Source organism: Streptomyces caniscabiei (assembly GCF_014930365.1).
In the GTDB taxonomy this organism is placed as follows: domain Bacteria; phylum Actinomycetota; class Actinomycetes; order Streptomycetales; family Streptomycetaceae; genus Streptomyces; species Streptomyces caniscabiei.
Map to the genome: position 1 here is coordinate 300,453 of NZ_JABXWI010000010.1, position 21,494 is coordinate 321,946.

Genomic DNA, 21,494 nt, shown 5'->3' on the forward strand with positions numbered 1-21,494 from the left:
GTCTGTAGACGGGGTGTCTACGGAAACGCACAGTGCAGTGAGATTCGGTCGTCACGCCCGGAGGGGATAGCGCGGAAGGGGTGTTTCCGTAGACACTCTGTGCAGGGTTACGCACGGTTGCGTCCGCTGACCTGGCATTTGATCAGTGATCAAAAGCCGTAACGTAGACATCAGGCGTCACGCCAAAGCCAGCGAAGGGGCACAATGCACGCCATGACTGAGCAGCGGACAGACTTCGCCGACCTGCTGAAGGCTCGGCGCGCCGAGCTCGGCAAGAGCCTGCGCGAGATGGAAAAGCTCTGCATCGACCCCGACAGCGGCGAGCAGGCCAAGTTCGGCTGGCTCTCCAAGGTCGAACTCGGTAAGCCGGTTGACCCACCTAAGGTGGAACGGCTGAAGGCTCTCAAGGCCGGCTATGGGCTCCCCTTGAAGGAGCTCCAGCGCGCGGCCGCCCTTCAGTTCCTCGGCTATGACCCGGCTGCCGACGCGTCGGTCGTGTGGAGTGGTGATCTCACGACCCGTCTGATCGTCGCGCGCGCCGAGGAGATGACGGAGGAGGAGCGGCAGCAGTTCGCCGCCATCGCAGAAACCTTTGCCCGCAGGCGTACGCAGAGTGACGGTAAGTCGGGCGAATAGTACGACTTTCTGTTACCCGCTGATTCTCTCTGGTCACAGGCTGATCGGTGTGACACAGTCGGTGATCCGCCTGGGGGGCGCAAAGGGATCACCTCAGCTGGGCGCTCGTACACATGAGCGAGCGCCTGGCTGTGAGTAGGGAGGCGAGCGCGAATGGCGGACGAGGGAACCCGGCAGGGTGACGATGAGTCACAAGAGGAACGGCCGCAGCCGGAGATCCGGATGGAACTGGTCGGCAGCCTCCCTGGCGGGCGAGTCATCGCAGGAGTGCAGCAGGAAGGTTCCTTCACCTTGCTCGCATCCAAGGAGCATGTGAGCGAGCAGGCCAGGGATGAGCTGGTCGAGCTGTTCCAGCGGATCGTGCGAGAGGGCTGGTGGCCGCAGGACTGGCCCGACGCCAACTGACTCCACCCAACCCCCCACACTTTGAAGCCGCAGGCACACAGCCTGCGGCTTTAAAACTGCCTTTCACCGGGCTTCGACCTGGCGGTGGCCTGCGCGGTCCTGGGCGCCTCCGAGCGGATCGATCCGCGGGTGTTGTCCGACATCGTGATGATCGGAGAACTGGGACTCGACGGCCGGGTCCGGCCGGTGCGGGGCATCCTGCCCGCGGTGCTGGCCGCTGCCGAGGCCGGATACGAGCAGGTGGTGGTGCCGGAGTGCGCGGCCGCGGAGGCCTCGCTGGTGCCCGGTGTCTCGGTACTGGGTGTGCGCACCCTGCGGCAGTTGATCGCCGTGCTCACTGATGAACCCGTGCCGGACGAGGAGACCGACGAGGGGCGCCCGGACCCGCTCATGGCGGGACTCCGCCTTCCGGGCACCGGGGCGGCCACCGGCATGCACACGTCGGGAGCCGCGCAGCAGGATCAGGGGCATGACCTCGCCGATGTCGTCGGTCAGCTCGCGGCCCGGACCGCCGTGGAGGTCGCCGCGGCAGGCGGACACCACGTCTTCCTGGAGGGGCCGCCGGGGGCGGGAAAGACGATGCTCGCCGAACGGCTGCCGACCGTCCTGCCCAAGCTGGCGAGGGAGGAGTCGCTCGAGGTCACGGCGGTCCACTCGATCGCCGGTCTGCTGCCGCCGGGGAAGCCATTGGTCGACGACGCACCCTACTGTGCCCCTCACCACTCGGCCACGATGCAGTCCCTGGTCGGCGGGGGGCAGGGCGTCGCACGCCCCGGAGCGGTCTCTCTCGCCCACCGCGGAGTGCTCTTCCTCGACGAGACGCCTGAGTTCAGCAGCCAGGCCCTGGACGCGTTGCGGCAGCCGCTGGAGGCGGGTCACGTCGTGATCGCGCGCAGCGCGGGAGTGGTCCGGTTCCCGGCGAAGTTCCTGATGGTCCTCGCCGCGAATCCCTGCCCCTGTGGTCGGTTCTCGCGGACGGACGACCTGTGCGAGTGCCCACCCGCGTCGATCCGCCGCTACCAGGCCCGACTCTCCGGTCCGCTGCTGGACAGGGTCGACCTGCGGGTCGAGGTCGACCGGGTGACCCGGAGGGAACTCGCCGGGCGGGGGGCCCGGGGCGAGTCCACGGTGACGGTGGCCGACCGTGTGCGCTCGGCGAGGGAACGGGCGGCCGAACGCCTGCTGGGCACACCCTGGCGGACGAACAGCGAGGTACCGGGGCGCGAACTGCGCAGCCGATGGCATCCCGCCCCGGGCGCGATGGACGAGGCCGAGCGGTGCCTGGAGCGGGGTGTGCTGACCGCACGCGGCCTCGACCGGGTGCTCCGGGTCGCCTGGACCATCGCCGACCTCGTCGGCCATGACCGCCCTGACGCGACGGACGTCAACCTGGGTCTGCAACTGCGCACCGGGGTCCCGCGCGGGGTGCCGATGGCGATCGGCGCGCTGACGTGATGCCCGAGGCGCGCGGTCCGTCGGCGGGCACGCCGTGACGGGCGAGGGAGGGGCACCGGACGGCGAGCGGCTCGACCGGGCCTTTCTGGCCCGTGTCCTCGAACCCGGCGACGAACTGGGCGGGCGATGGTTGCGGGAGTACGGAGCCCGGGAAGTGGTGCGGAGGCTCTCCGAGGGCGGGCGACCACTGCCGAAGGCCTCCGAGAAGCGGTGGGCGGGCCTGTGCGCCCGAGCCGGACGCGCCGATCCCGCGGGCGACCTCGCACAGGCGCGGGACGCCGGAGTCCGCTTCCTCGTCCCCGGGGACGGGGAGTGGCCCGGGCAGCTCGATGATCTCGGGGACGGGCGGCCTGTGGGGCTGTGGGTGCGGGGGACGGCGAATGTGCGGATGTGGGCCCTGCGGTCGGTGGCCGTCGTGGGCGCGCGGGCCTGCACGGAGTACGGGGCGCACATGGCGGCGACACTGGGCGCGGGGCTGGCCGAGCGGGGGTGGGTGGTGGTGTCCGGGGGCGCGTACGGCGTGGACGGCGCCGCGCACCGGGGCGTGCTCGGGGCCGGCGGGGCGACCGTCGCCGTGCTGGCCTGCGGGGTCGACCGGCCCTATCCCCGAGGGCATGTCCAGCTGATCGGCAGGATCGCGGAACAGGGCCTCGTGGTGGGGGAGTTGCCGCCGGGGGAGCACCCGACGCCGAGCCGGTTCATCCTGCGCAACCGGGTCATCGCCGCGCTCACCAGGGGAACCGTGGTCGTGGAGGCGGCCCACCGCAGCGGCGCGCTGGTCACGGCCCGGGCGGCACAGCGGCTGGGCCGGTTCACCATGGGGGTGCCGGGCCCCGCCACCTCGGCGCTCTCGGCCGGCGTGCACGACCTGCTGCGGGGCGACGCCGTCCTCGTCTCAGACGCCGCCGAAGTCGTCGAGCTGGTGGGTGACATGGGCGAGCTGGCGCCCGACCGCCGGGGCCCCGTTCTCCCCCGTGACCTGCTGGAACCCGACGCGCGGCAGGTGCTGGCCGCCCTGCCGGCGCGAGGGGCCGCGGCACCCGAGGAGGTCGCGCGCGGCGCCGGCACGACCGTGGACGACGCGGTCGGGAGACTGTACGAACTGCGCGCACTCGGTTACGTCGAACGACACGGCGACGGCTGGAAGTTGACACGCCAGGCGATGATCTCCGTCTCGCCCGATCGGAGGACGGGTTGACGAAGCCTGTTCGGCCGTCCGGGGGAACGCCGACGGCCTTACGGTTCCCGGCAGTTGGCGCGCCCGATCGCATCCGCACCGCGAAGGCCGCGACCCGGCGGCGCGTCCAGCGGAACGTATCTGCGCACCGGCGATCGCTCGGCCTTCGCGCACTGCGACTCCTCAGTCACGCTACGCTCACGAGGATTCCGACTCAGGACAGGCAACTCGACATCAGACCGACAGCTCACCCAGGCATCCCCAGTTCACGGCAGAACGGCACAAGGCGACGAATGCCCCAGCACACCTCCGGGTCTGACCGGGCGGCGGTACCCACCGCCGCTCGCGGCACCGTGCGCCCACCCGCCCCCTCGACACTCGACGAGCTGTGGCGGACGTACAAGACGACGGGCGACGACCGGCTGCGCGAGCAGCTGATCCTGCACTATTCACCGCTGGTGAAGTACGTGGCGGGCCGGGTGAGCGTCGGCCTGCCGACCAACGTCGAACAGGCGGACTTCGTCTCCTCCGGGGTCTTCGGGCTCATCGACGCGATCGAGAAGTTCGACATCGACCGCGAGATCAAGTTCGAGACGTACGCGATCACCCGGATCCGGGGCGCCATGATCGACGAACTGCGCGCCCTGGACTGGATCCCCCGGTCGGTGCGGCAGAAGGCCCGCAACGTCGAGCGGGCCTACGCCACGCTGGAGTCGCGGCTCAGACGCACGCCGAGCGAGGGCGAGGTCGCCGCCGAGATGGGTATCGCGGTCGACGAACTCCACTCGGTCTTCAGCCAGTTGTCGCTGGCCAATGTGGTGGCGCTGGAGGAGCTGCTGCATGTCGGGGGCGAGGGCGGCGACCGGCTGAGCCTGATGGACACGCTGGAGGACACCGCCGCCGACAATCCGGTCGAGGTCGCCGAGGACCGGGAGCTGCGACGGTTCCTGGCGCGGTCCATCAACACGCTGCCGGAGCGGGAGAAGACCGTCGTGACGCTCTACTACTACGAGGGGCTCACCCTCGCGGAGATCGGGAACGTGCTGGGGGTGACCGAGAGCCGGGTGAGTCAGATCCACACGAAGTCGGTGCTGCAGCTGCGGGCGAAGCTGGCGAGTTTCGGCCGTTGACCGCCACGATCCGGCCGGATGCCGAAAGGGGGCCGGGCGGGGACGGAGGCAGAGGCTGGCCGGGTACGGAGGCAGGGGCAGGGCGGGGCTCGCCGGGGGCTCGTGGGTGGAAGGCACTCCCGTGGGTGGCGGTCCGTCCGTACAGTGGATGACGTGCCAAGGATTCGAGCGGCCTCCGTGGCCGAGCACAGGTCGATGCAGCGAGCCGCCCTGCTGGACGCGGCTCGCTCGCTGTTGTCCGAGGGCGGGACGGAGGCGCTGACGTTCCCCGCGCTCGCCGAGCGCACGGGGCTGGCGAGGTCGTCCGTGTACGAGTACTTCCGGTCACGGGCCTCCGTGGTCGAGGAGCTGTGCGAGGTCGACTTTCCCGTGTGGGCGGCGGAGGTCGAGGCGGCGATGGCCGCGGTCGAGCGGCCCGAGGACAAGGTCGAGGCGTACGTCCGCAAACAGTTGGAGCTGGTCGGGGACCGGCGGCACCGGGCCGTGGTGGCGATCTCGGCGAGCGAGCTGGACGCCGGCGCACGGGAGAAGATCCGGGCAGCGCACGGTGGGCTCGTCGCGATGATCGTGGAAGCCCTGGCGGACCTCGGGCAGGGGGAACCCCGGCTGGGGGCGATGCTGTTGCAGGGGGTCGTCGACGCAGCTGTGCGGCGTATCGAGCTCGGGGCCGCGGAGGACCCCTCCGCGATCACGGAGGCGGCCGTGGGCATGGCGCTGCGGGGTGTGCGGGGCTGAGACCGCGCCGCCCGGCACCCGACCCCGCCTCGCTCGTCCAAGGGGCAGCCGGGATGGCTACGCAGGCACCGGCAGCAGGCGTGACGGGCCCCTTCGGAGGAGCCAGGGCGGGAGCAGCGTGAGCGGGTCCAGGTAGGTGTCCCCTCTGCGCAGTCCCCAGTGGAGGCATGCCGTCGGGCAGTGGGAAGGGGTGGCCTCCAGGGTGCCCAGGGGTGTCCCCGTCGTCACCTCGTCGCCCTTCTTCACGGAGGTCCGGACGGGCTCGTAGGTCGTGCGCAGGGGCGAGTCGCCCGTGCCGGTCAGTTCGACCGAGACGACTCCTCGGCCCGCCACCCGGCCCGCGAACGCGACGTGGCCCGGTGCCACCGCGCGGACCGGGGACCCGGCCGGCGCGGCGAGATCGACGCCTCGATGGCCCCGGGCGTACGGGGTCGGCGGGGGCTCCCAGCCCCGCGCCACCAGGGGGCGCAGCCCGACGGGCCAGACGCGGGCCACGGCGGGGACCGGCTCCTCGGCCGCAGGCGGTGCCGGGGCGGCGGCGGCCCGTCCCGGAGCCGCGCGGGGTGCCGTCGTCCAGGCCGTGAGCAGCAGCGCCGACATCAGGCACAGCAGCAGGGCGGGCCATGTGCGGGCACGTCGTGGGGGTGTGCCCCCGTGAGTCATCTCGTCGGACATGGGGGAAGCGTCCCGCGAGTGGCGCGATCATGGCCGGGATCTGTGGAGTACTCGTCGGTTGTGGATATCGGCGTCACCCGGGGCCTCGCGGGTCCCGTACACTTCTGGTGGCGATCCGGGTCACCGGGTCGACTTCGCACGCCCCGGTACGAGGTCCGTCAGATTCGTCGGACGGTCCGTATCAGCGCCCCTCGGTCCTTCGTGGCAACGGCGCATCGCGGGCGTCAGGCGCGGGAGCCGTCCGGTTCTCGCGGCACAACCGAGAAATTCAAGGAGAACGGCCATGGCCGTCGTCACGATGCGGGAGCTGCTGGAAAGCGGCGTCCACTTCGGTCACCAGACCCGTCGCTGGAACCCGAAGATGAAGCGCTTCATCTTCACCGAGCGCAACGGCATCTACATCATCGACCTGCTCCAGTCGCTGTCGTACATCGACCGCGCCTACGAGTTCGTCAAGGAGACCGTCGCCCACGGCGGCACGGTCATGTTCGTCGGCACGAAGAAGCAGGCGCAGGAGGCCATCGCCGAGCAGGCCACCCGCGTCGGCATGCCCTACGTCAACCAGCGCTGGCTGGGCGGCATGCTCACCAACTTCTCGACCGTCTACAAGCGTCTGCAGCGCCTCAAGGAGCTCGAGCAGATCGACTTCGAGGACGTCGCCGCGTCGGGTCTGACCAAGAAGGAGCTTCTCGTGCTCTCGCGCGAGAAGGCCAAGCTGGAGAAGACCCTCGGCGGTATCCGCGAGATGCAGAAGGTGCCCAGCGCCGTCTGGATCGTGGACACCAAGAAGGAGCACATCGCGGTCGGCGAGGCCCGGAAGCTCAACATCCCGGTCGTCGCCATCCTCGACACCAACTGCGACCCCGACGAGGTCGACTACAAGATCCCCGGCAACGACGACGCGATCCGCTCCGTCACGCTGCTCACCCGTGTGATCGCCGACGCGGTCGCCGAGGGTCTCATCTCCCGCTCCCGTGTCGCCACCGAGGGCAAGGGCGACAAGGCCGCGGGCGAGCCGCTGGCCGCCTGGGAGCGCGACCTGCTCGAGGGCGAGAAGAAGGCCGACGAGGCGCCGGCCGCCGCTGAGGCTCCGGCTGCCGCCGAGGCCCCCGCCGAGGCTCCGGCCGAGGCCGTTGCCGAGGCTCCCGCCGAGGAGGCTCCGGCTGCCGCCGAGGCTCCGGCCGCGGACGCCGAGCAGGCCTGACCTTCACGGTCGTAGAGCTGTCGGGATGACGGCGGGTGGCGCCGAACGCGCCACCCGCCGTTCACCCACAGCCCGTAGATCTTCGGCGGGCGCCCGCCCTACGAGCGGCGGCGGACGCCGACTTCGAGACTTCGAACTCCGAGAAGAGATTCACAGATCATGGCGAACTACACCGCCGCCGACGTCAAGAAGCTCCGCGAGCTCACCGGCGCCGGCATGATGGACTGCAAGAAGGCGCTGGACGAGGCCGAGGGCAACGTCGACAAGGCCGTCGAGGCCCTGCGCATCAAGGGCCAGAAGGGCGTCGCCAAGCGCGAGGGCCGCTCCGCCGAGAACGGCGCCGTGGTCTCCGTCATCGCCGACGACAACACCTCCGGTGTCCTCGTCGAGCTGAAGTGCGAGACGGACTTCGTCGCCAAGGGCGAGAAGTTCCAGGCCGCCGCGAACGCCATCGCCGCCCACGTCGCCGCGACCTCCCCGGCCGACCTCGACGCGCTGCTCGCCTCCGAGATCGAGGCCGGCAAGACCGTCCAGGCGTACGTCGACGAGGCCAACGCCAACCTCGGCGAGAAGATCGTCCTCGACCGCTTCGCGCAGTTCGCCGACGGCTTCGTCTTCGCCTACATGCACCGCACCATGCCCGACCTGCCCCCGCAGATCGGTGTCCTGGTCGAGCTCGACAAGGCCGACGCCGACGTCGCCAAGGGTATCGCCCAGCACATCGCCGCCTTCGCGCCCAAGTACCTCTCCAAGGAGGACGTGCCGGCCGAGGTCGTCGAGTCCGAGCGCCGCGTCGCCGAGGAGACCACCCGCGCCGAGGGCAAGCCCGAGGCCGCCCTGCCGAAGATCGTCGAGGGTCGCCTCAACGGCTTCTTCAAGGACGCCACGCTGCTCGGCCAGCCCTACGCGCTGGACAACAAGAAGTCCGTCCAGAAGGTCCTGGACGAGGCCGGTGTCACCCTGAAGCGCTTCACGCGCATCAAGGTCGGCATCTGAGTCCGTTACGCGACCAGCGCCCGGCCCCGATAGGGTCGAGTGCAGTCGTTCGCGTACGCCGCCCCGTGCGCGCGTGACGCGATACGGACGACAGCAGATCTGACGAGGAGGCCATTGCCGCGCATGGGATGCGAACACCACCCCACCGGCAATGGCCTTCTTCGTATGTGCGACACGTGAAGAGGCGAGATCCCATGACCACCAAGCCCCAGAAGAGCGACGACGGCAAATTGAGCGGCCGGTTTCTGCTGAAGCTGTCCGGAGAGGCGTTCTCCGGGGGCGGTGGCCTCGGCGTCGACCCCGACGTGGTGCACGCGATCGCCCGTGAGATCGCGGCGGTCGTACGCGACGGCGCGGAGATCGCCGTCGTCATCGGCGGCGGCAACTTCTTCCGCGGCGCCGAACTCCAGCAGCGCGGCATGGACCGGGCCCGCTCCGACTACATGGGCATGCTCGGCACCGTCATGAACTGCCTCGCCCTCCAGGACTTCCTGGAGAAGGAGGGTATCGACAGCCGCGTCCAGACCGCCATCACCATGGGCCAGGTCGCCGAGCCGTACATCCCGCTGCGCGCCGTGCGCCACCTGGAGAAGGGCCGTGTGGTCATCTTCGGCGCCGGTATGGGCATGCCCTACTTCTCCACCGACACCACCGCCGCCCAGCGCGCCCTGGAGATCGACGCCGAGGCGCTGCTGATGGGCAAGAACGGTGTGGACGGGGTCTACGACTCCGACCCCAAGACCAACCCGGACGCGGTCAAGTTCGACTCCCTCGGCTACGGCGAGGTCATCACCCGCGAGTTGAAGGTCGCCGACGCCACCGCGATCACGCTCTGCCGTGACAACAAGCTCCCGATCCTCGTGTTCGAGCTTCTCAAGGAGGGCAATATCGCGCGGGCCGTCAAGGGTGAGAAGATCGGCACTCTCGTGGGTGATCAGGGAAGCCGGGCCTGACCGGGTCCTTCCCCTGCCCGGGGGACGGAGCCTGACCGGGGGATGGACAATGTCCTGCCGGTCGGGAACCGTGCAGGAACAAGACGCGACGCAGCCGGCCGCCGACCTGACCAAGAACAGCTGCCGGGCCTACTCAAGACACGCAGGAGCAAGTGGTGATCGAAGAGACCCTCCTCGAGGCCGAGGAGAAGATGGAGAAGGCCGTCGTGGTCGCCAAGGACGACTTCGCCGCGATCCGCACCGGTCGTGCGCACCCGGCGATGTTCAACAAGATCGTGGCCGACTACTACGGCGCACTGACGCCGATCAACCAGCTCGCCTCGTTCTCGGTGCCGGAGCCGCGCATGGCCGTGGTGACCCCGTTCGACAAGACCGCCCTGCGCAACATCGAGCAGGCGATCCGCGACTCCGACCTCGGCGTCAACCCGAGCAACGACGGCAACATCATCCGGGTGGTGTTCCCCGAGCTGACCGAGGAGCGCCGCCGCGACTACATCAAGGTCGCCAAGAGCAAGGCGGAGGACTCCAAGGTGTCCATCCGCTCGGTCCGCCGCAAGGCCAAGGACGCGATCGACAAGCTCGTCAAGGACGGCGAGGTCGGCGAGGACGAGGGCCGCCGTGCGGAGAAGGAGCTCGACGACACCACCGCGAAGTACGTCGCCCAGGTGGACGAGCTGCTCAAGCACAAGGAAGCGGAGCTCCTCGAGGTCTGATGAACGACTCTTCCTGGGGAGCGCCGCCACAAGCCGGGTACTGGGCGCCGACCGACCGGGGACCTGTCCAGGGGCATGCCCCGGCGGGTCCCACGTACGATGCGCCTGAGGCCCAGCAGACTCGCCCCATGCCCATCGTGCCCGACGTACCCGCGCATGGCGGGAACCAGGACGACGACCGGGGGGCCGCTCGGCAGGCCGGTCCCCCGTTCCGTGACGAGATGCCGTCGGCGCAGCCCCACGGGGCCGCGCCGCAGAAGCCGGAGCCCATGCCCGACGCCCCGCAGCCCGCCCCGCAGAAGAAGAGCGCGGGCCGTGACCTGGGCGCCGCCATAGGGGTCGGCGTCGCGCTCGGCGCGGTCATCGTCGCGTCGCTGTTCATCGTCAAGGCCGCGTTCGTCGGCGTCATAGCGGTCGCCGTCGTCGTCGGTCTGTGGGAGCTCACCTCGCGCCTGCAGGAACGCAAGGGCATCAAGGCGCCCCTCGTGCCGCTGGCGGTCGGCGGTGCCGCCATGGTCGTCAGCGGATACGTGCGCGGGCCGGAGGGCGCGTGGGTGGCCATGGCGCTCACCGCGCTCGCCGTCCTCGTCTGGCGGATGACCGAACCACCGGAGAACTACCTCAAGGACGTCACCGCGGGGGTCTTCGCGGCCTTCTACGTGCCGTTCCTGGCCACGTTCGTCGCGCTCATGCTCACCGCCGACGACGGGCCGCAGCGGGTCCTGGTGTTCCTGCTGCTGACCGTCGTCAGCGACACGGGCGCGTACGCCGTGGGCTGGCGGTTCGGCACGCACAAGCTCGCGCCGCGCATCAGCCCCGGCAAGACCCGGGAGGGGCTGCTCGGCGCGATCGCCTTCGCCATGGTCGCGGGCGCGCTGCTCATGGAGTTCGTCATCGACGACGGCGCCTGGTGGCAGGGCCTGCTCCTGGGCCTCGCCGTCGCGGCCAGCGCCACGCTGGGCGACCTCGGCGAGTCCATGATCAAGCGGGACCTCGGCATCAAGGACATGGGCACGCTCCTGCCGGGCCACGGCGGCATCATGGACCGCCTGGACTCCCTCCTCCCGACCGCCCCGGTGGTCTGGCTCCTGCTGGTGCTCTTCGTGGGCTCCGGCTGATCCGACCGCCCGCGCCCGCACGCGCCGCACACGGGCCCTCGTCCTGGTTCTCCGGGGCGGGGGCCCGCGCCCGTGCTCCCGCGCCTTCCTGACGGGGACGGGTCACCCGAGTTGATCTGCGACACTGGGTGGGTTATGCCGAAGCCCGGAGAACTCACATTCGTCGCCCCCCGCGGAGCCAAGAAGCCGCCGCGGCATCTTGCTGATCTTTCGCCTGCTGAGCGGAAGGAGGCTGTTGCCGCGATCGGGGAGAAGCCGTTTCGTGCCAAGCAGCTGTCGCAGCACTACTTCGCGCGGTTCGCGCACGACCCGGAGCAGTGGACCGACATCCCCGCGGGTGCGCGGACGAAGCTGCGGGAGGCGCTGCTTCCGGAGCTGATGACCGTCGTGCGGCATCTGTCGACGGACCAGGAGACCACGCGCAAGACGCTGTGGCGGCTGTTCGACGGGACGCTCGTCGAGTCCGTGCTGATGCGGTACCCGGACCGGGTGACGATGTGCATCAGCTCGCAGGCCGGGTGCGGGATGAACTGCCCGTTCTGCGCCACCGGACAGGCCGGGCTCGACCGGAACCTGTCCACCGCCGAGATCGTGCATCAGATCGTCGACGGGATGCGGGCGCTCCGGGACGGGGAGATCCCCGGTGGGCCCGCTCGGCTCTCCAACATCGTCTTCATGGGGATGGGCGAGCCGCTCGCCAACTACAACCGTGTCGTCGGGGCGATCAGGCGGCTGACCGATCCGGAGCCGGACGGGCTCGGGCTGTCGCAGCGCGGGATCACCGTGTCGACGGTCGGGCTGGTGCCCGCCATCCACCGGTTCTCCGACGAGGGCTTCAAGTGCCGGCTCGCCATCTCCCTGCACGCCCCGGACGACGAGCTGCGTGACACGCTCGTCCCCGTGAACACCCGGTGGAAGGTGCGCGAGGTCCTGGACGCCGGGTGGGAGTACGCGGCGAGGTCAGGGCGCCGGCTGTCCATCGAGTACGCGCTGATCCGGGACATCAACGACCAGGCGTGGCGCGGTGACCGGCTCGGCCGGCTGCTCAGGGGCAAGCCGGTGCACGTCAACCTGATCCCGCTGAACCCGACCCCGGGCTCCAAGTGGACCGCCTCCCGGCCCGAGGACGAGAAGGCGTTCGTCGAGGCCATCGCCGCCCACGGCGTGCCGGTGACCGTCCGGGACACCCGGGGGCAGGAGATCGACGGGGCGTGCGGTCAGCTCGCGGCGACCGAGAGGTAGTCTGAGACCCGTACGTACATATTCATATTCCGACAGGGGAGCGCCACAGCGCTGAGAGTGCGGCATCCGGGCCGCAGACCCTCTGAACCTCGCCCAGGTCATTCTGGGTAGGAAGTTCGGTCATCACTCAAGCTGTTGCGCCCTGCCCGGGAGCCTTCGGAACGCCGAGAGCCCCGGGCAGGGCCGCGTCTCTTCCTGGTCACCTCCAGGAGGAATGAATCCAGTGGGCATCACCATCACCAGGAGAGCGACGGTTCTCGCCGTCGGCCTCGGGCTCGTCACCCTGTCCGCGTGCGGTTCGTCGGGGGACGACGCCGGTTCCGGCGGTTCCGGCGGCTCCAAGACCGTCACCCTCGTCAGCCACGGCTCCTTCGCCTACTCCAAGGACGTGCTGAAGGCCTTCGAGAAGGAGTCCGGGTACCAGGTCAAGGTGCTCAAGAGCGGCGACGCGGGGCAGGCCGTCAACCAGGCGATCCTGACCAAGGACAACCCGCAGGGCGACGTCTTCTTCGGCGTCGACAACACGCTGCTCTCCCGCGCGCTCGACAACGGCCTCTTCCAGCCGTACGAGGCGAAGGGGCTCGACAAGGTCGGCGCCGAGTACCAGTTGGACAAGGACGAGCACCGGGTCACGCCCATCGACTCCGGTGACATCTGCGTCAACTACGACAAGGCCTACTTCGCCGAGAAGAAGATCGAGCCGCCCAGGACCTACGCCGATCTGATCAAGCCCGAGTACAAGGATCTCCTCGTCACCGAGAACGCCTCCACCTCCTCGCCGGGGCTCGGCTTCCTGCTCGGCTCGGCCGCGGAGTTCGGCGACGACGGCTGGGAGGGCTACTGGGGGAAGCTCAAGGCCAACGGCGTGAAGGTCGTCGACGGCTGGGAGCAGGCGTACTACCAGGAGTTCTCCGGGTCGACGGACGGCAAGAAGGCCGGCGGTGACCGGCCGCTCGTCGTGTCGTACGCCTCCTCGCCGCCCGCCGAGGTCGTCTACGCGAAGCCGCGGCCGAAGACCGCGCCGACCGGGGTCGCCGAGGGCACCTGCTTCCGGCAGATCGAGTTCGCGGGGCTGCTGAGCAACGCGAAGAACGCCGAGGGCGGCAAGGCGCTGATCGACTTCCTGATCTCGAAGCGGTTCCAGGAGGACATGCCGCTCAACATGTTCGTCTACCCGGTGGTCGAGGGGGCGTCCGTGCCCGCCGAGTTCACCGAGTACGGGCCCGCGGCGAAGGACCCCGAGACCATGGCGCCGGAGAAGATCGCCGAGAACCGCGACCAGTGGGTCAAGTCGTGGACCTCCCTCGTACTGAAGTAGCGAAGTCGTCGTCCGAGACCGTGCCGCGCGGCCCCCGTCGAACGGGGGGCGCGGCCCGGCTCGGGCTCATGGCGGTGCCCGTCGCGTTCTTCGCCGTGTTCTTCGCCTATCCCGTCGCGGCGATCGTCGCCCGGGGGCTCAAGGCCGACGGGAGCTGGGACCTCGGGCGGATCGGGGAGGTGCTGGGGGACGCGGGGATCCGGCACGTGCTCTGGTTCACCACCTGGCAGGCGCTCGTCTCGACCGCGCTCACGCTGCTGATCGCGCTCCCCGGCGCATATGTGTTCGCGCGCTTCGATTTCCGGGGCAAGGACGTGCTGCGGGCGGTCGTGACCGTGCCGTTCGTCCTGCCGACCGTGGTCGTCGGTACGGCGTTCCTGGCCCTCGTCGGGCGCGGCGGGCTCTTCGACGAACTGTGGGGCCTGCGGCTGGACACCACGGTCTGGGCGATCCTCCTCGCTCATGTGTTCTTCAACTACGCGGTCGTCGTCCGGACCGTCGGCGGCCTGTGGGCGCAGCTCGACCCGCGGCAGGAGGAGGCCGCGCGGATGCTCGGGGCGTCTCCGTTCGCCGCCTGGCGGAAGGTGACGCTCCCCGCGCTCGGGCCCGCGGTGGCCGCCGCCACGCTGATGGTCTTCCTTTTCACCTTCACCTCGTTCGGGGTGGTGCAGATCCTCGGCGGACCGACCTTCTCCACGCTGGAGGTGGAGATCTACCGGCAGACCTCGGAGATCTTCGACCTGTCCACGGCCGCCGTGCTGACGCTGGTCCAGTTCGTCGCGGTCGGGCTGATCCTCGCCGTGCACGCGTGGACCGTACGGCGGCGGGAGACCGCCCTGCGCCTGGTGGACGCCTCGCTCACCGCCCGGCGACCGCGCGGGGCGGGGCAGTGGGCGCTGCTGGGCGCGGTCCTCGTGACCGTCGTCGTACTGATCCTGCTGCCGTTGGGCGTGCTGGTGGAGCGGTCGCTGGACGCGCCAGGCTTCGGCTACTACAAGGCGCTGACCAGCGACGAGAGCGGGATCTTCCTGGTCGCGCCGATCGAGGCGGTCGGAAACTCGCTCCGCTACGCGGCCGCCGCGACCGTCATCGCCCTGCTCGTCGGCGGACTCGCCGCCGCCGCGCTCACCCGCCGCGCGGGCCGTCTGGTCCGGGGCTTCGACGCGCTGCTGATGCTGCCGCTCGGGGTGTCCGCGGTGACCGTCGGCTTCGGGTTCCTGATCGCGCTGGACGAGCCGCCGCTGGACCTGCGGTCGTCCTGGATCCTGGTGCCGCTCGCCCAGGCCCTCGTCGGCGTCCCCTTCGTCGTGCGGACCATGCTGCCCGTGCTGCGCGCGGTGGACGAGCGGCTGCGGGAGGCCGCGGCCGTGCTCGGGGCGTCGCCGTGGCGGGTCTGGCGCGAGGTCGATCTGCCCATGGTGCGACGGGCGTCGCTCGTCGCGGCCGGGTTCGCCTTCGCCGTGTCGCTCGGCGAGTTCGGGGCGACCGTGTTCATCGCGCGTGCCGACAACCCGACGCTGCCGGTCGCCGTGGCACGGCTGCTCGGACGGCCCGGTGAACTCAACTACGGCCAGGCGATGGCCCTTTCGACGATTCTGATGGTGGTGTGCGCGGTGGCCCTGCTGGTGCTGGAGCGCCTGCGTACCGATCGCACGGGAGAGTTCTGATGTTGCTCAGCCTTGAGGACGCGACCGTACGGTTCGACGGCCGGCCCGTGCTCGACGGCGTCGATCTGGACGTCGCCGAGCACGAGATCGTCTGTGTGCTGGGGCCCAGCGGCAGCGGCAAGTCGACGCTGCTGCGGGTGGTCGCCGGGCTGCAACCCCTCGACGGCGGACGGGTGTCGCTCGACGGGCGGGACCAGCGAGGCGTGCCCGCCCACAAGCGCGGTGTCGGCCTGATGTTCCAGGACCACCAGCTCTTCCCCCAGCGGGACGTGGCCGGCAACGTCGCCTTCGGCCCCCGGATGCACGGCGCGGCGAAGGACGAACGCGCCGTACGTGTCCGGGAGTTGCTGGAGCTGGTCGGACTGCCCGGTGCCGCGCGCCGGCGCGTCGGGGAGCTGTCCGGTGGTGAGCAGCAGCGGGTGGCGCTGGCACGGGCCCTCGCCCCGCGCCCCCGCCTGCTGATGCTGGACGAGCCCCTCGGCCAGCTGGACCGGTCGCTGCGGGAGCGCCTCGTCGTCGAACTCCGGCAGCTGTTCGGGGAGTTGGGGACGACCGTGCTGGCGGTCACCCACGACCAGGGTGAGGCGTTCGCGCTGGCCGACCGGGTCGTGGTGATGCGGGACGGCCGGATCGCCCAGTCCGGTACGCCCCTTGAGGTGTGGCGCCGGCCCGCGGACGAGTTCGTGGCCCGCTTCCTCGGCTTCGACAACGTGGTCGAGGCGACGGTGACGGGGCAGGCGGCGGACACCGTGTGGGGCAAGGTGCCGGTGCCGAAGGGAGCGCCGCAGGGGGCGTGCGCGCTGCTCGTGCGGCCCGCCGGCGTACGGCTGGTGGATCCGGCCGACGGGCTGCGCTGCACGGTGGCCGCGCGCACGTTCCGGGGCACGCATGTCGCCCTGCACCTCCAGCCGGAGGGCGCACCGCGACTGGAGGCGGCGTGCGCGCTGCGGGACGCGCCGGAGCCCGGGGACGAGGTCGGCGTGAGCTTCGACGGGGCGGAAATCGTCGTGCTGGGAGCCGCTCCGGCCGCATAAGGTGCGGCACCATGGCGATTCTTGTGCAAGAACCCGGGCCGCGACATGAGCGCTACTGTGCCGAGATCGAACTCCAGGTGAAGAAGGTGCGGCAGCTGGTGACCTCCGGCGCCGATCTGACGGCGACCGTGCCGACCTGCCCCGACTGGACGCTGGAACACCTGCTGCGGCACATCGGCGGCGCTCTGCGCTGGGTCGAGGCGAACGTACGGACCCGGGCGAAGGAGGAGTTCCCCGAGGCGGACGTCCCGCTGTACGGAGGGCCGGAAGGGCAGGGGGACCCGGCTGCGCTGGACGCGTGGCTCGCCGAGAGCGGCGCGATGACCGTGGCCGCACTGCGCGAGGCGGGCCCCGATGCCCCCGTGTGGTCGTGGGGGTGGGAGCACAGCGCGGGGTTCTGGGCCCGGCGGATGGCCCACGAACTGGTCGTCCACGGAGCCGATGCCGCACTCACCGTGGGCCGGGCGGTCGAGGTGGCACCGGAGATCGCCGCCGACACGATCGACGAGTGGCTGGAGATCGTCGAGTTCGTGCAGCGCACCATGCCGCACGACGAGGCGGCGGAACTGCGTGGCCCAGGGCGCACCATCCATCTGCATGCCACCGACACGCCCCCCGAGGCCGACGCCGAGCGGAGCGACATGGGGGTCCCCCCGCCCGAAGGGTGGGGGAGGGTGATCGAGCTGACCGAGGACGTGATGCGCCGGCGGCGCGGCCACGAGAAGGCGACGGTGGCGCTGCGCGGCCCGCTCACCGAGGTGCTGCTCGCCTTCTACCGCCGTATGCCGCCGGACGGCGGGGAGTTGCAGGTGCTGGGGGACCGGGAGCTGCTCGACTTCTGGCTGCGGCGGGCCACGTTCGGGTGAGCGGGCCCGGAACAGCGGGTGGCCCGTACTCCCTGGTGCGGGGGTACGGGCCACGGCCCTGACGGACAGGGGTCAGCGGGTGGAGGCTCCACGCCGCCGGATGCTGTAGTACACGGCACCGGCGCCGAGGGCGACCAGGGCCGCCGCGGCACCGGCGATCGTGCCGGTGTTGGAGTCGCCACCGGTCTCGGCGAGGCCCGAGTCGCCCTCGGGGGAGGGTGCGTTGTCGTCCTTCGAGCCCGCGGGCACGGTGCCCTCGGAGGCGGACGGGGTGGGGGAGGTCTTGGTCCGGGACGGCTCGTCGTCCTGCCCCTTCCCGTTCCCGTTCCCCGTCTCCTTCTCCTTCTCCTTGTCCTTTTCCTTGCCCTTGTCGGCGGACTTGCCGGGGGCCTTGGACGCGGCCGGCGGGGTGATGGCGTCGACCGTGCAGGCGTCGGCGGGAGCCACCAGGATCGGCAGGTCCTCGTTGACGTAGTCCTCGGCCTCGACGTGGATGCGGTACTCGGCGTTCGGCTCCCAGTCCTCGTCGAAGGTGACGGTGACACCCTTGGCGGTGGAGTCCTCGATCGTCCGGCTGCCGACCATGCGCAGGTCGGCCCCGTTGTTCTCCAGGTAGACCGTGATCTCGGCCTTGACGCCCAGCGGGTCCACGTCGGTCACCCGGATGACGCCGTTGCCGCCGTCGCACTCGGCGACGGCGGAGAAGTCCTTGATGCTGCAGGCCATGGCATTGCCCGCGACGCCGAGCACGAGCGCGGCGGACGCGAGAGCAACACCGATGGAGCGCGAAGTCCGCGCACTGCGAGGAGATATGGACACGTTTGCCCTTCACGGGAAGCACAGGGGAGTGGGGGTGACGGAGGGCCGCCGGGGGAGCGGCTCCCCATGTGCCTCACAGGTTTATAAGCGCGCCATAAGCAATGTCAATCCGAAGAAGTGTTTGGGCGGTCCCCGAGACGGGCCAGGGCGTCCGGAGCCTCCTCGATCCGGTCGACGAGGGCTATACGGGCCTCCATCGAACGGCCCCGCGCCAGCGAGTTGAGCAACGGCCAGGTCGGCAGCGTCTGCGTCCAGTGGGCCCGGTCGACGAGGACCATCGGGGTCGGTTCGCCGCGCGACTCGTAGTAGTTGGGGGTCGCGTTGTCGAAGATCTCCTGCACGGTTCCGGCGGCCCCGGGCAGGAAGACGACGCCGGCACCGGAGCGGGCGAGGAGACCGTCCTCCCGGGTGGCGTTGGCGAAGTACTTGGCGATGTGCGAGGCGAACGGGTTCGGCGGCTCGTGGCCGTAGAACCAGGTGGGGATGCCGACGGAGGTGCCGCCCTTCGGCCAGCGGGTGCGCACCTCGAAGGCGGCGCTCGCCCAGTCGGTGATCGAGGGCGTGAACTTCGGCGCGCCGGCCAGCAGTCGCAGCGACTCGGCGAGCATCTCGTCGTCGTACGGGGCCGCGTAGGCGCCCAGGTTCGCCGCCTCCATCGCGCCCGGGCCGCCGCCGGTGGCGACCGTGAGACCCGAGCGGGCGAGGGTCCGGCCGAGGCGGGCGGCGCCCTCGTAGGCCTCGGTGCCGCGGGCCATCGCGTGGCCGCCCATCACGCCCACCACCCGGGCGCCGGAGAGGAGTTCGTCGAGGGCGTCCGAGACGGAGTCGTCGTGGACGGCGCGCAGCATGGAGGCGTAGACGTCGCGGTCGGCCTTGGTGCGCTGGAACCAGGCGTACGCGCGGGCGTCGGGTGTGGCCTCGTAGCCGCCGTCGGACAGGGACGCGAAGAGTTCGTCGGGGGAGTAGAGCAGCCCCCGGTACGGATCGAAGGGCAGGCCGGGGACGGGCGGGAAGACCAGGGCGCCGTCCGTGCGTATCTTCGCCGCCGCCTCCGGACGCATCGGGCAGCCGAGGAAGACGGCCTGCGCCGTGTCGGTGGCGAGCAGTTCGCGTGTACGGTCCGTCAGATCGACGGCCTGGACCCGGTATCCGGCGAGTGTGCCGCGCGCCGAGACGGTCGCGTCGAACTCCTCGATCGTCTCGATCTCGTGGTCGTCGTGGTGGGCCGCGTGGGAGGGCATCGTCTGCACCCGCCCATGCTATTGCGCTCTGTTGGGCGGGCCGGGCGCCTATGGGGGAGGGGGTGATTGCGCTTCGCGGCTGCGGGTGAGTGGGGGTTGTTCGCGCAGTTCCCCGCGCCCCTGACGGGGCGCGGGGCGGGCTGCGGGTGGTTCAGCCCTCGATCGCGGACGGGTCCATCCACACGACCTCCCAGGTGTGGCCGTCGAGGTCGTCGAAGGCGCGGCCGTACATGAAGTCCATGTCCTGGACCTTCTCCGAGGCGGTGCCGCCGGCGGCTACCGCCTTCTCGACCAGTTCGTCGACCTTCGCGCGGCTCTCGGCGCTCAGACAGAGCAGCACCTGGCTGGTCTTGCTGGCGTCCGCGATCTCCTTCTGGGTGAAGGTCGCGTAGAACGGCTTGGTGAGGAGCATCGCCACGATGGTGTCGCTGATCACGACGGAGGCCGCGTTCTCGTCGCTGAACTGGGGGTTGAGCGCGTAGCCGAGCTCCGTGAAGAACTTCTTCGAGGCGTCGAGGTCGTTCACGGGCAGGTTCACGAAGATCATCTGCTGGTACATGGCGAGGTCGCTCCCGTAGTCCGTCGTATCCGTTTCGGTCTGTTCGCAGGGGTAGACCGGGGGTCCCCGCGAAACTCATCGCCGCGCGCGAACTTTTTTCGTACGAGTTCTCAGGCGGCCAGCGGTAGCGCCGCCAGCTGGGCGAGCGTCAAGGTCAGGGGGCCGAACACGGCGAGCAGGGCGGCCGCGCGGAGCAGGGCCGCCTGCCGGGGCAGTGAGCGGGGCGCCCCCATCCGCAACAGCGCGGCCGTGGTGTCCGCGTGCGCCCGCCGGGCCTCGACGGCGGCTGTCGCGAGGGTGAGCACGGCGCAGCCGGCCACCACGAGCGCGCCCAGCAGCGTGAGCGGGCCGACGGTGGGGCGCACGCCCGAGGACAGCGCCACCATGGCGTACGCGCCGGAGGCCACCGCGCACACCACGCCCAGTGGGCGCCCGATGCGCCGGGCCTCCTCCTGGAGCACGCGCCCGGAGAGGAGGCGCAGTGCGCCGGGGCGTACGGACTGGAGCAGGCGCCCGGTGAGATGGGTGAGGCCGGGCCCTACGAGGATCAGACCGAGCGCGGTGAGCAGCCAGCCGCCCAGGACGCCCGCGGGGCTGTCCGCGAAGCCGCCGGGGAGGGTGAGGCCGGAGCCGTCGTTCGACTGGCCCGCGTAGGTCTCGAAGGCGAGGCCCACGGCCAGTACGGCGACGCCCCAGGGGAGGCCGCCGGGGGCGGGGCGCGGAGCCGGTGGTTCCGGCGGCGCCTGGGCGGACTCGGCGGCGGCCGTGGCCTCCTCGTCCGCCTCCACGCCCGCCTCCTCCTCGTACCTCGTGGCTCCCGCCGGGGGCGCGGTGCGCCGGGCGATCGCGAAGGTGTCGTACGCCATGAACCGGGTCCGGGGGCCGGTGGGCTTGGCTTCGCTGCCCTTGGGGCGCAGGACCAGCGCGGTGGTGACCGAGGCGGCGGCCGGGACGAGGGAGAGGAGGGTCAGGGCGGCCGGGAGGGGCAGGGGGCGCCCGGCGGCGAGGACGTCGGCGGCCGTGCCGTCGAAGGGCAGGCCGGTGAGGTCGCCGCGCAGGTGGAGGAAGAAGAGGAGGGCGAGGAGGGAGCCGAGGACGGTGGACAGGGCCGTGGTGACCGCGGAGATCGCCATGAGCCGGCCGGGACCGAGGCCGATCGCGGAGAGGCCGGGGCGTGGGCGGGTGCCGGGGTCGGTGCGGGCCACCGTCACCGCGAAGTACACGGTGGCGGCGGCGGGGGCCACGCACCAGGCCAGGCGGAGCACCGAGCCGGCCGGGGCGTGCGGATGGGCCATGGCGTGCCCGAGGGCGCAGAGCAGCAGGAAGCCGGTGCCGCCGGCGGCCGCGGCCACGAGAAGCCGACGGAACTGGACCACGGGGTGGGCCCGGCGGGCTAGACGGAGAGCGAGCACGCCGCCCGGCCTTCCCCGTCGGCGGCGGAGGAGGAGCGCGCCCCGGCCGCCCGGCCGTCGGCCTCGGCAGGCGGCTGGGCCTTCCCGTCGGTGGGTGGCCGCGCTTCGCCTTCGGCTGCGGGGCGGCCCACTTCTGTGG

The 21,494-nt window shown here is 71.0% G+C and carries 20 protein-coding genes and 1 pseudogene; 16 read left to right on the forward strand and 5 right to left on the reverse strand.

Features of this window, described 5'->3' with window-relative positions:
• Positions 1–213: 213 nt before the first annotated feature.
• The 6 genes and pseudogenes from HW837_RS27860 (at position 214) to HW837_RS27885 (ending at position 5,538) form a co-directional block, all read left to right on the forward strand.
• Positions 214–636 (forward strand): XRE family transcriptional regulator, encoded by a 423-nt coding sequence (locus HW837_RS27860; protein WP_237270400.1) that lies wholly within the window; start codon positions 214–216, stop codon positions 634–636.
• Between the two features lie 153 nt (positions 637–789).
• Positions 790–1,041 carry a hypothetical protein gene (locus tag HW837_RS27865; protein ID WP_193383537.1) on the forward strand — a complete coding sequence of 84 codons (252 nt, stop codon included), beginning with the start codon at positions 790–792 and terminating at the stop codon, positions 1,039–1,041.
• A gap of 69 nt (positions 1,042–1,110) precedes the next feature.
• Positions 1,111–2,496: pseudogene (locus tag HW837_RS27870) on the forward strand (YifB family Mg chelatase-like AAA ATPase); the annotation flags it as partial.
• A 34-nt stretch (positions 2,497–2,530) separates the two neighbouring features.
• Positions 2,531–3,694, forward strand: a complete 1,164-nt coding sequence (dprA, locus tag HW837_RS27875; RefSeq protein ID WP_193381566.1) for a DNA-processing protein DprA — start codon at positions 2,531–2,533, stop codon at positions 3,692–3,694.
• 272 nt (positions 3,695–3,966) lie between these two features.
• The gene (whiG, locus tag HW837_RS27880; RefSeq protein WP_193381567.1) at positions 3,967–4,803 is read left to right on the forward strand and encodes an RNA polymerase sigma factor WhiG; all 837 of its coding nucleotides are present in this window, start codon (positions 3,967–3,969) and stop codon (positions 4,801–4,803) included.
• Positions 4,804–4,980: 177 nt separating this feature from the next.
• On the forward strand, positions 4,981–5,538 hold the full coding sequence (locus tag HW837_RS27885; protein ID WP_045561449.1) for a TetR/AcrR family transcriptional regulator: 558 nt from the start codon (positions 4,981–4,983) through the stop codon (positions 5,536–5,538).
• A gap of 57 nt (positions 5,539–5,595) precedes the next feature.
• Here HW837_RS27885 and HW837_RS27890 read toward each other — a convergent pair whose 3' ends face one another.
• Positions 5,596–6,213, reverse strand: coding sequence for a M23 family metallopeptidase (locus tag HW837_RS27890; RefSeq protein WP_045561448.1), 618 nt, complete (start codon positions 6,211–6,213; stop codon positions 5,596–5,598).
• Between the two features lie 283 nt (positions 6,214–6,496).
• Here HW837_RS27890 and rpsB point away from each other — a divergent pair, with 283 nt between their 5' ends.
• The 10 genes from rpsB to HW837_RS27940 all read left to right on the forward strand — a co-directional run bounded on the left by rpsB (position 6,497) and on the right by HW837_RS27940 (position 17,324).
• Positions 6,497–7,417, forward strand: a complete 921-nt coding sequence (gene rpsB / locus HW837_RS27895; protein WP_045561447.1) for a 30S ribosomal protein S2 — start codon at positions 6,497–6,499, stop codon at positions 7,415–7,417.
• A 159-nt stretch (positions 7,418–7,576) separates the two neighbouring features.
• Positions 7,577–8,413, forward strand: coding sequence for a translation elongation factor Ts (gene tsf, locus HW837_RS27900; RefSeq protein ID WP_045561446.1), 837 nt, complete (start codon positions 7,577–7,579; stop codon positions 8,411–8,413).
• 194 nt (positions 8,414–8,607) lie between these two features.
• Entirely contained in the window at positions 8,608–9,366 is a 759-nt protein-coding gene (gene pyrH / locus HW837_RS27905) for a UMP kinase (protein WP_045561445.1), read from the forward strand.
• Positions 9,367–9,521: 155 nt separating this feature from the next.
• Positions 9,522–10,079 (forward strand): ribosome recycling factor, encoded by a 558-nt coding sequence (gene frr / locus HW837_RS27910; RefSeq protein ID WP_045561444.1) that lies wholly within the window; start codon positions 9,522–9,524, stop codon positions 10,077–10,079.
• A complete protein-coding gene (locus HW837_RS27915) occupies positions 10,079–11,197 on the forward strand; it encodes a phosphatidate cytidylyltransferase (protein ID WP_093790215.1) in 1,119 nt (372 codons plus the stop codon). The genes frr and HW837_RS27915 overlap by 1 nt, the downstream gene beginning before the upstream one ends.
• A gap of 135 nt (positions 11,198–11,332) precedes the next feature.
• Positions 11,333–12,439 (forward strand): dual-specificity RNA methyltransferase RlmN, encoded by a 1,107-nt coding sequence (rlmN, locus tag HW837_RS27920; RefSeq protein WP_193381568.1) that lies wholly within the window; start codon positions 11,333–11,335, stop codon positions 12,437–12,439.
• A 214-nt stretch (positions 12,440–12,653) separates the two neighbouring features.
• A complete protein-coding gene (locus tag HW837_RS27925) occupies positions 12,654–13,757 on the forward strand; it encodes a thiamine ABC transporter substrate-binding protein (RefSeq protein ID WP_078853799.1) in 1,104 nt (367 codons plus the stop codon).
• Entirely contained in the window at positions 13,733–15,424 is a 1,692-nt protein-coding gene (locus HW837_RS27930; protein ID WP_390623560.1) for an ABC transporter permease, read from the forward strand. The genes HW837_RS27925 and HW837_RS27930 overlap by 25 nt, the downstream gene beginning before the upstream one ends.
• Complete coding sequence (locus HW837_RS27935; protein ID WP_193381569.1) at positions 15,424–16,458, forward strand: ABC transporter ATP-binding protein; 1,035 nt, start codon at positions 15,424–15,426, stop codon at positions 16,456–16,458. Before HW837_RS27930 ends, HW837_RS27935 begins: the two co-directional genes overlap by 1 nt.
• Positions 16,459–16,469: 11 nt before the next feature.
• Positions 16,470–17,324, forward strand: coding sequence for a maleylpyruvate isomerase N-terminal domain-containing protein (locus HW837_RS27940; RefSeq protein ID WP_045561440.1), 855 nt, complete (start codon positions 16,470–16,472; stop codon positions 17,322–17,324).
• A 72-nt stretch (positions 17,325–17,396) separates the two neighbouring features.
• Here the strand turns inward: HW837_RS27940 and HW837_RS27945 are convergent, their stop codons facing one another.
• From HW837_RS27945 to HW837_RS27960, 4 genes are all read right to left on the reverse strand, one after another.
• Positions 17,397–18,143 carry an LAETG motif-containing sortase-dependent surface protein gene (locus HW837_RS27945; protein WP_045561439.1) on the reverse strand — a complete coding sequence of 249 codons (747 nt, stop codon included), beginning with the start codon at positions 18,141–18,143 and terminating at the stop codon, positions 17,397–17,399.
• A gap of 104 nt (positions 18,144–18,247) precedes the next feature.
• The gene (locus tag HW837_RS27950) at positions 18,248–19,393 is read right to left on the reverse strand and encodes an LOG family protein (protein WP_045561438.1); all 1,146 of its coding nucleotides are present in this window, start codon (positions 19,391–19,393) and stop codon (positions 18,248–18,250) included.
• Between the two features lie 142 nt (positions 19,394–19,535).
• Positions 19,536–19,943 carry a VOC family protein gene (locus HW837_RS27955; RefSeq protein WP_193381570.1) on the reverse strand — a complete coding sequence of 136 codons (408 nt, stop codon included), beginning with the start codon at positions 19,941–19,943 and terminating at the stop codon, positions 19,536–19,538.
• A gap of 110 nt (positions 19,944–20,053) precedes the next feature.
• On the reverse strand, positions 20,054–21,355 hold the full coding sequence (locus HW837_RS27960; RefSeq protein ID WP_193381571.1) for a hypothetical protein: 1,302 nt from the start codon (positions 21,353–21,355) through the stop codon (positions 20,054–20,056).
• Between the last annotated feature and the right edge of the window lie 139 nt (positions 21,356–21,494).

Excerpts from the sequence above, each read along its gene's own strand:
- pyrH (WP_045561445.1), top strand. The coding sequence starts at position 8,608 with ATGACCACCAAGCCCCAGAAGAGCGACGACGGCAAATTGAGCGGCCGG.
- whiG (WP_193381567.1), top strand. The coding sequence starts at position 3,967 with ATGCCCCAGCACACCTCCGGGTCTGACCGGGCGGCGGTACCCACCGCC.
- HW837_RS27890 (WP_045561448.1), bottom strand. The coding sequence starts at position 6,213 with ATGTCCGACGAGATGACTCACGGGGGCACACCCCCACGACGTGCCCGC.
- HW837_RS27935 (WP_193381569.1), top strand. The coding sequence starts at position 15,424 with ATGTTGCTCAGCCTTGAGGACGCGACCGTACGGTTCGACGGCCGGCCC.
- rlmN (WP_193381568.1), top strand. The coding sequence starts at position 11,333 with ATGCCGAAGCCCGGAGAACTCACATTCGTCGCCCCCCGCGGAGCCAAG.
- HW837_RS27860 (WP_237270400.1), top strand. The coding sequence starts at position 214 with ATGACTGAGCAGCGGACAGACTTCGCCGACCTGCTGAAGGCTCGGCGC.
- HW837_RS27940 (WP_045561440.1), top strand. The coding sequence starts at position 16,470 with ATGGCGATTCTTGTGCAAGAACCCGGGCCGCGACATGAGCGCTACTGT.
- HW837_RS27955 (WP_193381570.1), bottom strand. The coding sequence starts at position 19,943 with ATGTACCAGCAGATGATCTTCGTGAACCTGCCCGTGAACGACCTCGAC.
- rpsB (WP_045561447.1), top strand. The coding sequence starts at position 6,497 with ATGGCCGTCGTCACGATGCGGGAGCTGCTGGAAAGCGGCGTCCACTTC.
- HW837_RS27865 (WP_193383537.1), top strand. The coding sequence starts at position 790 with ATGGCGGACGAGGGAACCCGGCAGGGTGACGATGAGTCACAAGAGGAA.
- tsf (WP_045561446.1), top strand. The coding sequence starts at position 7,577 with ATGGCGAACTACACCGCCGCCGACGTCAAGAAGCTCCGCGAGCTCACC.
- HW837_RS27915 (WP_093790215.1), top strand. The coding sequence starts at position 10,079 with ATGAACGACTCTTCCTGGGGAGCGCCGCCACAAGCCGGGTACTGGGCG.
- HW837_RS27925 (WP_078853799.1), top strand. The coding sequence starts at position 12,654 with ATGAATCCAGTGGGCATCACCATCACCAGGAGAGCGACGGTTCTCGCC.